15 protein-coding genes are annotated in these 14,056 nt (G+C 49.2%); all 15 read left to right on the forward strand.

Annotation, left to right across the window (positions count from 1 at the left end):
• Positions 1-3 precede the first annotated feature (3 nt).
• Positions 4-1,926 carry a BglG family transcription antiterminator gene (locus ABID13_RS06735; RefSeq protein ID WP_045092192.1) on the forward strand — a complete coding sequence of 641 codons (1,923 nt, stop codon included), beginning with the start codon at positions 4-6 and terminating at the stop codon, positions 1,924-1,926.
• A 152-nt stretch (positions 1,927-2,078) separates the two neighbouring features.
• Positions 2,079-2,417, forward strand: coding sequence for a PTS sugar transporter subunit IIA (locus ABID13_RS06740; RefSeq protein WP_048930466.1), 339 nt, complete (start codon positions 2,079-2,081; stop codon positions 2,415-2,417).
• A gap of 58 nt (positions 2,418-2,475) precedes the next feature.
• Complete coding sequence (locus tag ABID13_RS06745) at positions 2,476-2,796, forward strand: PTS sugar transporter subunit IIB (protein ID WP_045092191.1); 321 nt, start codon at positions 2,476-2,478, stop codon at positions 2,794-2,796.
• Between the two features lie 58 nt (positions 2,797-2,854).
• Positions 2,855-4,186: a PTS cellobiose transporter subunit IIC gene (celB, locus tag ABID13_RS06750; protein WP_007864808.1), complete on the forward strand. Its 1,332-nt coding sequence runs from the start codon at positions 2,855-2,857 to the stop codon at positions 4,184-4,186.
• A gap of 58 nt (positions 4,187-4,244) precedes the next feature.
• A complete protein-coding gene (locus ABID13_RS06755; protein WP_007864805.1) occupies positions 4,245-4,769 on the forward strand; it encodes a GrdB-related putative oxidoreductase in 525 nt (174 codons plus the stop codon).
• A 25-nt stretch (positions 4,770-4,794) separates the two neighbouring features.
• A complete protein-coding gene (locus ABID13_RS06760) occupies positions 4,795-5,751 on the forward strand; it encodes a glycosylasparaginase (RefSeq protein ID WP_007864803.1) in 957 nt (318 codons plus the stop codon).
• A 3-nt stretch (positions 5,752-5,754) separates the two neighbouring features.
• Positions 5,755-6,888 carry a Sapep family Mn(2+)-dependent dipeptidase gene (locus ABID13_RS06765; RefSeq protein ID WP_007864801.1) on the forward strand — a complete coding sequence of 378 codons (1,134 nt, stop codon included), beginning with the start codon at positions 5,755-5,757 and terminating at the stop codon, positions 6,886-6,888.
• Between the two features lie 49 nt (positions 6,889-6,937).
• A complete protein-coding gene (locus tag ABID13_RS06770; RefSeq protein WP_007864798.1) occupies positions 6,938-7,693 on the forward strand; it encodes a copper homeostasis protein CutC in 756 nt (251 codons plus the stop codon).
• Positions 7,690-8,562, forward strand: coding sequence for a YitT family protein (locus ABID13_RS06775; protein ID WP_007864795.1), 873 nt, complete (start codon positions 7,690-7,692; stop codon positions 8,560-8,562). The genes ABID13_RS06770 and ABID13_RS06775 overlap by 4 nt, the downstream gene beginning before the upstream one ends.
• Before the next feature lie 261 nt (positions 8,563-8,823).
• A complete protein-coding gene (locus tag ABID13_RS06780) occupies positions 8,824-9,201 on the forward strand; it encodes a BlaI/MecI/CopY family transcriptional regulator (protein WP_045092189.1) in 378 nt (125 codons plus the stop codon).
• Between the two features lie 5 nt (positions 9,202-9,206).
• On the forward strand, positions 9,207-10,601 hold the full coding sequence (locus ABID13_RS06785; RefSeq protein WP_242827927.1) for a M56 family metallopeptidase: 1,395 nt from the start codon (positions 9,207-9,209) through the stop codon (positions 10,599-10,601).
• 302 nt (positions 10,602-10,903) lie between these two features.
• Entirely contained in the window at positions 10,904-11,467 is a 564-nt protein-coding gene (ybiA, locus tag ABID13_RS06790; RefSeq protein WP_007864787.1) for a riboflavin biosynthesis intermediates N-glycosidase, read from the forward strand.
• A gap of 5 nt (positions 11,468-11,472) precedes the next feature.
• Complete coding sequence (locus tag ABID13_RS06795) at positions 11,473-12,393, forward strand: NUDIX hydrolase (protein ID WP_048930467.1); 921 nt, start codon at positions 11,473-11,475, stop codon at positions 12,391-12,393.
• Positions 12,394-13,248: a TIGR02452 family protein gene (locus tag ABID13_RS06800; RefSeq protein ID WP_048930468.1), complete on the forward strand. Its 855-nt coding sequence runs from the start codon at positions 12,394-12,396 to the stop codon at positions 13,246-13,248. It begins immediately after the preceding gene.
• A gap of 35 nt (positions 13,249-13,283) precedes the next feature.
• Positions 13,284-14,042: a hypothetical protein gene (locus ABID13_RS06805; RefSeq protein ID WP_048930469.1), complete on the forward strand. Its 759-nt coding sequence runs from the start codon at positions 13,284-13,286 to the stop codon at positions 14,040-14,042.
• Positions 14,043-14,056: the final 14 nt, after the last annotated feature.

Consider the following 14,056-nt stretch of genomic DNA (forward strand, 5'->3'; position numbering starts at 1 on the left):
ACCATGCAGAACAAAAGACAGGAACAGCTGCTATCCATACTTTCTGAACGGGGGGACTGGATGACCAGCCGGCAGCTGGCCGGCCTTCTGCAGGTTTCAGACAGGACCATCCGCTCTGATGTGGAGTCCATCAATAAACGGATAACCCCGGCGCCCATTGAATCCAATGTGCGCCAGGGTTATCGTGTTATGGAGGGAGCACAAGACTGCCTGCCTGAAGCAGATAAACAAGGCCATGAATCAGACGTCCCCCAGACACCCGGGGCACGATGTGTATACATCATACAAAAACTGCTGTTTGATACAAAGGAATTGAACCTGGTATCTCTCCAGGATCAGATCTTTGTCAGCGGTTATTCCATTGACAATGACCTAAAGCGCATACGGAAAATGCTGGAGCCCTATTCAAACCTGAAACTGGTCCGGAACAAGGAATGCATTTCCCTGAAAGGGGACGAGGCCAGCAAACGGCGTTTTTACCGCGACCTGCTGGTAGCTGAGGTCCAGGAGAATTTTCTCAACATGAACCTGCTGGCCGGTCTTTACAAAAGCTTTGACCTTCTTGCGGTCAAGGATATATTCGTGGATGTGCTGGAGGAGTATGACTACTCCATCCATGAGTCCATGTTTCCCATGGTCATGCTGCATGCGGGCACCAGCCTTGAACGCATGAACTGTTCCAACTATGTGAATATGGAAAATGGAAACCAGGGGCTTAAGGATACCATTGAATACCAGATCTCCCAGACCTTCTTTGACCGCATATCCAAACGGCTCCACATAACGGTCCACGATGGGGAGGTGGGCATGTTTGCCCTGGTCATCATGGGTAAGCGGGCTTCCAACTACACCAGTGATTTTGTAAACTTTGAGGGGAAATGGCTGAATACAAAGAAGCTGGTCACCGAAGCCCTGGAGGGGATCTATTCCCTGTTCGGCCTGGACTTTCGGGAGGACGGAGACCTGATCGCCGGGCTTAAAATGCATATCCACGGCCTCATAGACCGCGTTAAGGCCAAAGCCCATATGCAGGATGTGTTTGTGGAGGAGATCAAGCGCAAGTATCCCCTGGTATTTGACATGGGTATCTATGTGGTGGAACAGCTGGAAGAAAAACTGGGCGCCCCCATATCCGAGGTGGAATCCTGTTACATTGCCCTTCACCTGGGGGCTGCCAGCGAGCGCATCAACAGTGCGGGAAAGTACAGGACCATCATGATCATCCCACACAACCAGTCATTTTCTGATATGTGTGTGAAGAAGATATCGGAAATGTTCCGGGAGAGGATGGAAGTGGTGGGGATTTTCCGCTATTTTGAAGAAGAGACAGCTTCCTCCCTGGACCCTGACCTGATACTGACCACATTTCCTCTGGAGCACAAACTGGATGTGCCAACAGTCCCCATCAACCTGTTTGTGGATTCAGAGACGGAATCCAGTATCCTCCAGGCTATCAATAAGCTGGACAAAAAACGGTTTCAGCTGGAATTCACATCCCATATCGGCAGCCTGATACGCAAGGAACATTTTCATGAAAATGTAACACTTGAGACACCGGAGGAAATTATATGCCTATTGTGCCGCGGCCTGGAAAAGGAAGGCATTGTGGAACCGGATTTTAAGGATATCGTTCTTAAAAGGGAGCAGATGTCACCGACTTCCTTTGTGAATGCCTTTGCAATTCCTCATGCTTTTGGGGCATTTGCCAGCAATTCCACCATTGCGGTAGCCCAGCTTAGGAACACGGTGCGCTGGGGGAACTTTGACGTGGGCCTGGTCATGCTTTTTGCCATCAATGAAGGAGATGAGAGGATGATCAAGATCTTCTTTGACTGGGTCAGCAATGTGGTGAATCATCCCGAGGAGCTGGCAAAATTAGTGTCATCCTGCACCTATGAGGAATTTATTGACAAAATAATGGGTTGAATTTCCTAACAGCTAGGAAATCCGATTAATGAAAAAAACTGAATAAAGGCCTTATAATAAAGGCAACTTAATAAGAGATGCAGCAAACAGACCGTTTTGTTGCATTTTCTCATTTACGATTTTAAGCAAAACAGCAAACAGGAGGTAGCACTATGGTAGAGGGATTAGAGATGACATGCTTTCAGATCATATCCAATGTGGGAGCGGCGCGTTCCAGTTACATTGAAGGGATCCAGAAAGCAAAAGCAGGGGATTTTGACGGGGCAAGGAAATGCATCGAGGAAGGGCAGAAGCTGTTCCTGGTGGGACATGAAGTACATTTTGAACTGATACAAAAGGAAGCCCAGGGCGTGGAGGTAGGCGGCTCACTGATCCTGGTCCATGCGGAAGACCAGCTGATGAGTGCGGAAAGCTTTAAGATCATTGCCGAGGAAATGATTGCAAGCTACGAGCGCATCATTGAACTGGAAAACAAGCTGGAAAATAAATAATCATTAAAAACAAAAAAACAACCATAATAAAGAATGAGAACATAAGGAGGATTTTACAATGAAACGTGTATATTTATTCTGCAGCGCAGGTATGTCGACCAGTATGCTGGCAAGCAAAATGCAGGGTGTTGCCAACTCCCATGACCTTCCCATCGAGGTAGAGGCATTTCCGGACGGCAAGATCGGTCAGATCATTGACGAGAAGCACCCTGACGTCATCCTGTTAGGGCCCCAGGTTAAATACCGCTATGCGGAGATCGTTGAAAAATACGGCAGCTCAGGTATCCCCATCCAAGTGATCGACCAGACAGATTATGGAATGATGAACGGCGAAAAAGTTCTCAAATCAGCGATCAAGCTGATGAAGTCAGCGAAATAGAGAATAGCAGAGCGCCCAGGCGTATTGAACAAAATATCTGATATGGGGGAAATAGAAAATGTTAAGTAAGTTAGAGTCCGTACTCATGCCTTTGGCAGAGAAAATCGGTAAGAACAAGTATCTGATCGCTGTCCGTGACGGCTTCCTGTTATCCATGCCACTGTTGATTGTAGGTTCCTTCTTCCTGCTGATCGCCAACTTCCCAATCCCGGGCTGGAGCAGCTTCTGGGCCAGGTTCTTTGGAGAGAACTGGACCTCCTACTTCTCAAAGCCAACAGACGCCACCTTTACCATTATGGCAATCCTGGCCGTGATCGGTATCGGCTATTCCTTTGCGGAACAGATGAACGTGGATAAACTGTTCGGCGCAGCGATCGCCATGGTGTGCTGGTTCCTGATCATGCCTTACGAGATACTGTCCGGCGACACAACAGTAACCGGCATCCCTCTGGGATGGGTTGGTTCCAAGGGAATCTTCGTAGGCATCATTGTAGCCTTCCTTTCCGTGCATATCTATGCATGGGTTAATAAAAAGGGCTGGGTCATTAAAATGCCGGACGGAGTGCCGCCCACCGTTTCCAAGTCCTTCTCAGCCCTGATCCCCGCCGGTGTGGCAGTCCTGGTGTTCTTTGTCATCAACATTGTATTTGCCATGACTCCATATGGGGATGCATTTACCTTTATCTTTACCATCCTTCAGACACCGTTACTGAGACTGGGAAACACGCTTCCGGCCATGGTGATCGCTTATATATTCCTGCATTTTTTCTGGTTCTTTGGAGTAAACGGCGGTTCCGTAGTAGGCGCTGTGTTCAACCCGATCCTGCAGACCCTGTCCGCAGACAACCTGGCGGCCTTCCAGGCAGGCCAGCCGCTGCCAAATATTATTTCCCAGCAGTTCCAGGACCTGTTCGCCACCTTTGGCGGCTGCGGTTCCACCTTGTCACTGCTCATCGCCATGCTGTTATTCTGCCACTCCAAACGTATTAAAGAGCTTGGCAAGCTGGCATTTATCCCCGGTGTGTTCGGTATCAATGAACCCATTGTATTCGGTCTTCCCATTGTGCTGAACCCCATGATCCTCATTCCGTTCATGCTGGTGCCGACCATTAACATTGTTATTTCCTATGTCTGCATGAGCATCGGCCTGGTTCCTCTCTGTTCCGGCGTTGCAATCCCCTGGACCATGCCGGTTGTGCTTTCCGGTTTCCTGGCAACAGGATGGCAGGGCGCCGTGCTCCAGCTGCTGCTTCTGATCCTGGGCGTATTCATCTACATGCCGTTTATTAAAATGATGGATAAACAGTATCTGGCTGATGAAGCCAAAGCTGCTGAAAGCAAAGATGATGATGATATTGATTTTGACGACCTTTCCTTTGATGACCTGTAAAACCAGCGGGGCCTGTACCTTTTGTGCAGGCCCATTATAAAAACAAGAGGTGTATAATATGAAGATAATTATGATATATGATCAGATCCAGTCAGGACTTGGAACAAAGGACGATACCATGGTTCCCCTTACAGGGAAAAAGGAACCCATCGGCCCGGCGGTCATGATGGAACCCTTCTTAAAGCAGGTGGACGGACACGTGGCAGCATGCCTGTGCTGCGGCAACGGCACCTATCTTGCCAATCCGGAGGAAGTGAGCCGCAAGCTCTGCGCCATGGTAAATAAACTTCAGCCGGATGTGGTCATGTGCGGACCGGCATTCAATTATGCGGACTACGCGGCCATGTGTGCAAAGGTTGCCTGTGACATCAACGCAACCACCAATGCAAAGGCCTTTGCAGCCATGTCAGCGGAAAACGCGGACACCATTGCGGCATATAAGGATAAGGTGGCCATTGTGGAAACGCCAAAAAAGGGCGGAATGGGCTTAAACGATGCCTTGAAAAACATGTGCGCCATGGCCAAGGCCCTGGCTGACGGGGAAGACATAACCGGACTTAAGAATACATTCTGTTTTAAATAATTCATTGGATAAGGAGGAATCTGTCATGTGGGGAATGATCGCAACCTGGCGTATGGCCGTGGAAGGGATTACAAAGGGCGCCCAGCTTTTAAAGGACGGAAAGGACGCGGGGGATGCCATTGAGACAGCCATCCGTGAGGTGGAGGATTTTCCATACTATAAGTCCGTGGGATATGGAGGACTTCCAAACGAGGAGATGGAAGTGGAGATGGACGCCGCGTTTATGGACGGGGACACACTGGATATCGGTGCAGTGGCGGCGATTAAGGATTTTGCCAACCCTGTTTCCATTGCAAGGCGTTTAAGCCATGAAAAGGTCAACAGCCTGCTGGTGGCTGAGGGCGCTGAGAAGTTTGCCCACAAGGAAGGCTTTGAGCGCAAGAACATGCTGACCGACCGCGCCAAGGCACACTACCGCAAGCGGGTCAAGGAAGTGGCCGCCATGGAGATCAAACCTTACTCCGGACACGACACCGTGGGAATGGCCTGCCTGGATACCACAGGCAAAATGACTGCCGCCACCTCCACCAGCGGTCTTTTTATGAAGAAAAAGGGGCGGGTGGGAGATTCCCCTATCTCAGGCTCCGGATTTTATGCGGACAGCAAGCGGGGGGCTGCCAGCGCAACCGGACTGGGGGAAGACCTGATGAAGGGCTGCATTTCCTATGAGATCGTAAGGCTCATGGGTGAGGGCATGCATCCCCAGGAGGCATGTGAGACAGCTGTGAATAAGCTGGACGCGGAGCTGAAGGAGAGAAGGGGCCAGGCCGGAGACCTATCCCTGATCGCCATGAATCCCAAGGGTGAATGGGGCGTTGCCACCAACATTGAGGGATTTTCCTTTGCGGTCGTCACGGAAAACCAGGAACCCACCGTTTATCTGGTGACCCGGGGCCAGGACGGACACTGTACCTTTGAAACCGCTTCCCAGGAGTGGATGGAACATTACATGAAGACGCGTATGGCGCCTGTCGAGGAATAAAACATGGGGTTGAATTTAGGCTTGGATCAGAGTATTATAGAAGCCGTGGACAGCTTTAAGGATGAAATGATCCAAAGTATCCTTGAGCTGGTACGGATCGACAGCGTGGAGGGGGAGGCATCAGAGGATGCCCCTTTCGGCCACGGCGTAAAGCAGGCGCTTTTAAGGGCGCTGGATATCGGCGGACGCCTGGGCTTTGACACTGTGAATCTTGACAACCGCATTGGCTATGCCCAGTATGGCAGGGGAGAAGACAGTTACGTCTGCGCCATAGGGCATGTGGATGTGGTTCCGGCGGGGGAGGGCTGGAAGCAGCCGCCCTTTAGCGGATACATGGAGAACGGAACCATTTACAGCAGGGGAGTATTGGATAATAAAGGGCCTGTGCTGGCCTGCCTTTACGGTCTGGCAGCCCTTAAAAAGCTGGGTCTCACGCTAAAGCATCCGGTGAGGATCATCTTTGGCTGTGACGAAGAAACAGGCTTTGAGGATTTAAAGTATTACCTCACAAAGGAAAATCCCCCCATCTATGGATTTACACCGGATTGCAAATATCCGGTGGTATACAGTGAACGGGGACGGGCCGTTGTCCGGATCTTAGGTAAAAAAGACAGTCTGCAGCCATTTTTTAAATTTGTGAACCAGTATTTTATCGGGGCGAAAAATACAGGGGACCGGCTGGGCATTGACTTTTTCCACGAGGAATATGGGACCATGGAAATGCGCGGTTATAAGCTGGGATGCGCGGATGAAACGGTCAGCTTTGACGTGACACTCAGCTATCCGGGTGGTTTTTCCATTGGACAGGTCATGGAAAAAATCGGAGAGAAAGTGTCGGACTCAGGGCTTCACACAGAGCTGTTGACCAACTATGATCCGGTTATATTTGAAAAGGACAGCCCCATGGTAAAGGCGCTTCAGGAAAGCTACGAGATCGTAACAGGCCGGGACGGTACGCCGGTCACCACCACAGGCGGGACCTATGCAAAGGGGATGCCGGGGATCGTGCCCTTTGGTCCAAGCTTTCCGGGACAAAAGGGGATCGGCCATAATCCCAATGAATGGATGACCGTGGAGGACCTGATCTCTAATGCCAGGATATATGCATTGGCACTGTACCGTCTGGGACAGCTGTAAGAGGCCGCCATACCAATGAATCAGATTCAGATGGAAAGGAACAGAAACTATGTTGGAAATATGCTGCGGCAGCTACTATGATGCGGTTCAGGCCGCTTGTGGGGGCGCCAAGAGGATTGAGTTAAACAGCGGGCTGCATCTGGGCGGGCTTACCCCTTCCCTGGGCACCCTGGAGCTTGTGAAGGAGCACTGCGCTGTGAAAACAGTGGCAATGGTACGTCCCAGAGGCGGCGGATTCTGCTACTGCAGAGAGGACTTTGAAGTAATGGAAATGGATACCGGTCTTCTGGTCCGCCATGGCGCGGACGGGATTGCCTTCGGCTGTCTGAACCCGGATGGCACCATTAACCGGGCACAGAATGAACGGCTGATCTCCATCATCCATGAATACGGGAAGGAGGCCGTGTTCCACAGGGCCTTTGACTGTACGGAAGATCCCTACCAATCCATGGAGATCCTCATTGACATGGGGGTTGACCGGGTGCTTACCAGCGGACTTAAGGCCAAGGCAGCAGAGGGGGCAGCTCTTTTAAAGGAACTGCAGGCCATGTACGGAGACAGGATTGAGATCCTGGCAGGCAGCGGCATCAATGCAGGCAATGCCAGAAAACTGATGGAGGATACCGGCCTCACCCAGGTGCACAGTTCCTGTAAGGACTGGGTAAAAGATCCTACCACCATTGTGAACAATGTTTCCTATGCCTTTGGACCCGCGCCCAACGAGGACGCCTATGACGTGGTTTCAAAAGAGCTGGTGCGCAAACTGCTCATAAGTATAGGAGAGGCAGAGGAGACAGTGCTATGATTGCCAAATACAAGAAAAACATCATGGTGCGCAGGCTTATAACCATTGCGGCGGTTGTTGTCTCCGCACTGCTTCAGACCTATGTGATACAGGCATTTATCCGGCCTGCCAACCTTTTGTCCAGCGGTTTTACCGGCGTGGCAATCCTGATTGACAGGATTGCCTCTTTATATGGGCATAATATCTCCACATCCCTTGGAATGCTGGTCCTCAACATACCGGTGGCTTTTTTGTGCAGCAAAAGCATCAGTATGCGTTTCACCTTTTATTCCATGCTGCAGGTATTCCTTGCCAGTTTTTTCCTGAAGGTATGCCACTTTGAACCACTGTTTAACGATGTGCTTCTGGATGTGGTGTTCGGCGGCTTCCTGTACGGGCTTGCCATTGCCATTGCACTGCGCGGAAATGCCTCCACCGGCGGCACTGACTTTATTGCACTTTATGTGTCCAACAAGACCGGGAAATCCATTTGGGAGTATGTGTTTGCAGGCAACTGCGTTATCCTGTGCATTTTCGGGTATATGTTCGGATGGCTTTATGCCGGGTATTCCATCCTGTTCCAGTTTGTCTCCACCAAGGCCATTTCCGCCTTCCATCACAGGTATGAGCGGGTAACCCTGCAGATCACCACCACCCATGCGGAGGATGTGATCAAGGCTTACGTAAAAGAGTACAGGCACGGCATATCCTGTGTGGACGCTGTGGGAGGCTACAGCCACAGCAAAATGTATCTGCTCCACACAGTGGTTTCCTCCTATGAAGTGAATGATATCGTTCATCTGATGCGGGAGCAGGATCCGCATGTGATCGTAAATATGATCAAGACCGAGAATTTCTACGGCGGGTTTTACCAGGCGCCTATTGAATAAGGATGAATTGTTTCAATCCATTTTTTGACCTTTTTTTCATTCCACCTTTCCGGCAGCAATCCTTTTAATTTCTAATTCACTGCTCTTAAACATCTTTGTGATTGCTGCTGAGATAATTCTATCATTTCAAAGTGTATTTCTACAGAGTTTCCCAATCATTTATTTGATCCCATTTTATTGATTCCTCTTGCCATATGGAGTACAAAATGTTATCATACTATTTAGAGTACATATTGTAATCCAATTTGGAGGTGGGATGCAATGCAGCAGATATCAAATTGTGAATTAGAACTTATGAAAATAATCTGGGGCAGCAAAGGAAAAGCTTTGTACGCGGACCTTGTAAAAGCACTGGAGGAGAAGGGCACTCCCTGGACTAAAAACACGATCATCACCTTATGCTCAAGGTTAGTTGACAAGGGATTTTTGAAAACGAATAAGATAGGGCGCAGGAATGAATACACGTCTGTTATTTCCGAGGCAGAGTATCAAGCCACACAGACCCAGGATTTTCTCGAAAAGATCTATGAAGGCGATGCAAAAGGACTTGTAGCCACTCTGTTGCAAAAGGACTTGCTTTCCTGTGAGGAATACGAGGACTTAAAGCGTCATTGGGAAAGGAGCGGAGGCAGCAAATGAACGACATGCTAAAACTATGCTTGTCCCTATCCCTTTCCGGATCGATCCTTATTCTTGTCCTTTTTCTCTGCAGGCCTTTATTCAAATCAAATATGAGCAAGGTATGGCAGTATTATATTTGGCTCATTGTGATCGCCAGGCTGCTGCTCCCCTTTGCGCCGGAACACAGCCTTGTGGGAAATTTTTTTAGAAACCATGACCGCGCTGTTTTACGATCAGAAGGATCAAGGCTGCCCGGATTACATTTTGTGCCGCAAGCAGGAGATGAAGCTGCTCCAAATGATCTCCCCACTGACCCCCCAGCAGAAGAGGAGAGCTATTTCCCGTTGCGGATCATACAAGGCTGTCTTTTAACATTGGCACAAAACAGAGGCATAATCTGGCTGGCGGCCGCCCTTATGCTTCTGATCCGAAAGATCACCATTTACCAGAGTTTTATAAAATACATAAAAGCCGGTCGTTCTCCGGTTGACGACCTCCGCCTTTTAGAACAACTGGGACAGGCGGCAGAAGAAGCAAAGATCCATGGGGCGGTGGAACTATATATTAACCCCCTTATATCCTCCCCGCTGCTTATTGGCTTTTTTCACCCCTGCATCGTGCTGCCGGGAACAGATTATCCGGATTTGGACCTCCAATATACGATCAAACATGAACTGACTCACCACAAGCGGAAAGATATGTTTTACAAATGGCTTATGCAAACAACAATATGCCTGCATTGGTTTAACCCGCTTGTATATCTAATGGCGCAGGATGTCAACCGCCTATGTGAATTATCATGTGATGAAATGATCATCCGGCATTTGGACAAAAGCGCAATGAGGGACTATGGGAACACTTTGCTGGGTGCCGTAAAGACCAAAGGAAACTATCAAAACCCACTGGCTTCTGTTACATTAAATGAAAGCAGGGAATTATTAAAGGAAAGGTTGGACGCTATCATGAATTTTAAAAGACCATCTAAAATGAAAAAGATATTATCATTCCTCCTGACACTTACCATTTGTTTCGGCGGAGTATTTACCGGCGCTTACGCCGCAGTTCCTGATCAGTTACAGGGAAATGTCTCCGGACAGGAAGCCTCTGCAGAGGAGGCCGCCCAAAAGGAAGCCGGGGATGTAGTCATAAATTTATCCAGTAATGGACAAAACGCCATCACCAAATCAGGCAGTTTCGAGGTAAACCACAATCAGGCCTTAACTCTTGTCATCCAGTCTGATATCAAGGGAGGAACCGTTGATTTATTCCTCTTTTCACCTGACAACAAGGAACAGCGCATTACCCTTGGCGGCTCAGACGAGACTAAAACCATCGATCTTTCAGCCGGCAGATGGGCTTATAATTGCACCGGTTTTTTTGAGAGCGGCAGGATCACCATTATAGGCGAAATAAAATAACCGGCAAAAAACAGTGTTATGCCGAAAAGTTAACATAAAATATTTATGTTAACTTTTCGGTGTTCCTTTATCTATCAATCCCATCTTAATGCTTTTATCTGTCTTCTCACCTTTCACCTTCTACTCATTCATTTTCTGTTACATTTTACCAAATCTTCTTGACAATCAAATGGAAAGCATATATGATGTTAGTAACGAATTGTTATTAACATATTATTACTATCATTCCATCATTACCATCGCATTACTAACACCATATTACTATTACATCTATCCCGCATAATCCAAAGGAGGAGAGCGACATGGTTTACTCATTGGAAGATTTGAAAAAAGCATATAACAAAGGCCAACATTATAAATTCCTGTTTTTCTGGGGGCATACACCGGATCCCAGGGGAAGGATCACCGAGACCTGCCTGAGCCAGTGGTGGATGGCACGTTTTGAGATAGAAGGAATCACGTATTCCTGCGCGGAGCAGTTCATGATGGCGGAAAAGGCCAGGATGTTCCATGACAAGGAGATGCTTTCCCTGATCCTGGGCGCCAAACATCCCAAGGCCATGAAAGCCTATGGCCGCAGCGTCCGCAATTTTAATCAGGAAATATGGGAGAATTCGTGTTACGATATTGTGAAAAAAGCAAGCATGGCAAAATTTTCCCAGAACCGGGAACTGTGGGAATTTCTCCGTTCCACTAAAAACAGGATACTGGTGGAGGCCAGCCCAAGGGACCGCATCTGGGGTATTGGCATGGGAAAGAGTAATCCGGATGCCAAATGCCCTGTAAAGTGGAAAGGCAGCAACCTTCTGGGTTTTGCCCTGACCGAGGCCAGGGACATCCTGATGGAACAGGAAAAGGAGGGGTGACAGGAATGGGCAAAGACATTGGAATACTTGACCGGAACGGTCTGACGGAAGCCGAATTTTTAAAATCCTATGATCCCGGCCGCTATGAACGGCCTTCCGTGGCAGCGGACATGGCTATTTTCACGGTTTTGGAAGAAACAGAAGATAATTACAGGAAGCTTCCTGAGAAGGAACTGGGCATACTGCTGGTTCAGAGAGGGGTCCATCCCTATCTGGGCTCCTGGGCCCTGCCCGGCGGCTTTGTAAGGCCGGATGAGACCACGGAACAGGCTGCCAGAAGGGAACTTAGGGAAGAAACCGGGCTGGACCATGTATATATGGAACAGCTGTATACCTTCAGTGATCCCGGGCGCGATCCCCGCACCTGGGTTATGAGCTGTTCCTATATGGCGCTGATCGACAGCTCCAAAGTCTTTATAACAGCAGGGGATGATGCGGACAATGCCCGCTGGTTCCACATATCCTTCCATCTGATGGATGAACATACGGATTATCCCGTTCCCGCGGATACGGAGGCGCCCAGAGTGATCCGTGTCCAGCATTATAAGCTGGAATTAACCGGAGGCAGTACCTGTCTTTCTTCTATCATTGAGAAATGCATTACCAAAACAGAGAACGATACCATCATTGACTACAGGATAACAGAAAACAACGGCCTGGCCTTTGACCATGCCAGGATCATCACCTATGCCCTGGAACGGCTCCGGGGAAAGGTGGAGTACAGCGGACTGGCCCTCCACCTGATGCCCTCTGAATTTACATTGACACAGCTGCAGCAGGTATATGAAGTGATTCTGGGGAAACGCCTATTAAAGGCAGCGTTCCGCAGAAAAGCAGCCTCCCTGGTGGAGGAGACGGATTCCTACACGGGGAACGAAGGCCACCGTCCATCCAGGCTGTACAGGAAAAAATGGAAGGAGTTTTAAATGGACAGAAAAGCAATTGCCAGAGAAACACTGGAGATCATGAAACGGGGAACCTACGAAGCCCACGGAACGACAATTGATATTATAAAACAGCACAGGGCATCTGTTGACAACAGCCTCCTATTCACCCCGGAGCAGGCAGAGACCCTTGCAGCAACCTATGTGAAGCGGGAGCCGCCCGGCAGATTACCGGTGATGAGGGCCATGAACTGCTCCACTGTGGATGCCGTTCTCCGGCTGTCACGGGAAGGGACTGTGAACCCGGGGGTACTGAACTTTGCCAGTGCCAAGAATCCCGGAGGAGGGTTCCTAAACGGGGCAATGGCACAGGAAGAAAGCATCGCTGCTTCCAGCGGACTTTACCAGACCCTGACCAGGCACCCGGAATACTATCAGAACAACCGGAACTGCCCATCCATGATATACACCAATCACGCCATCTATTCACCTGAAGTGGTGTTTTTCCGCGATGGCCGGTTTGAACTGCTGGAGGAGCCTGTGACAGCTTCCGTGCTCACACTGCCGGCTGTCAACATGGGACAGGTAATGCAAAAGGGAGAAGATATACATAAAGGGGAAACCGCCATGTATGAACGGATGAAACTGGCCCTGGCCCTGTTCGTGCAGATGGACCACCGTCATCTCATTCTTGGGGCTTACGGGTGCGGCGTATTCCGCAATGATCCGCACAAAATAGCCTGCTGGTGGAAAGAACTGCTTATAGAATATTTTGCAGATACCTTTGACAGTGTGGTGTTTGCAGTTATGGACCGCTCTAAAAAGGGAGAGTGTCTGCGGGCATTTGAGGATATGTTTGGAGCGGATGGATCAGGCAGACCGTATGGAACACACTGACCCCGCAGTAAAACGCGATGGAGAGGAACTGCTATATGAAGCCCAAATTGACAGCGGCCCTGTGTCTGGCCGCGTTATTACCAGCGGCCGCAGTCACCATAGGGGCCGCAGCCATTACGGCTGCCGTTGATCACACGGCGGAAACCAATATTATTTCATGGTTTGTTGCGGATATGGACAATGATTCACTTGAAGAGCTTCTGGTTGTGGTCGGCAATGATCCAAATATGGTCCTGGATACAGGCGAAGCATACGGTGATCAAATAAAAATATATTCCGATTTTGAGATCACAGATCATAAACCAGTCGTAAAGGGAGAACCGGATCTGTCATTTGACCTCTCCGATATTAAGCCCATGAAGATACAGGCTGGGGATATCAATGGTGACGGCGTGGTGGAGATTGCCGTCTGCGTCTATAAAACCACAAAATTCCATCCGGTCCCGGCAAAACGGCCTTTTTTCTATGATCTTGCGGACGGCGGTTTGGAGCCGGTCTGGCTGGGTTCCCGGCTTTCAAGGCCCTTTGACCAATACATACTCCATGACATGGATGGGGACGGAGCGGATGAGATCATCTCCATAGAGAGGACGGAGCAAGGGGATATCTTATTTGCAGCGTACGACTGGAAGGGGTTTGGTTTTGAGGTAACAGCGGTTTCGGATGAAGTAAAGGAAGAAGCGTTTTTTTCAAATCATATAAACCATAAAGAGAAAAACATATCCGTAACAATAGCGGGGGAGAGCTATATGCTCCGGCTGGAAAATGAAACACTTATATTAACCCAGGAGTGAGAGGAGATGAGAGG

This window comes from Enterocloster citroniae (genome assembly GCF_040545455.1).
GTDB classification, from domain to species: domain Bacteria; phylum Bacillota; class Clostridia; order Lachnospirales; family Lachnospiraceae; genus Enterocloster; species Enterocloster citroniae.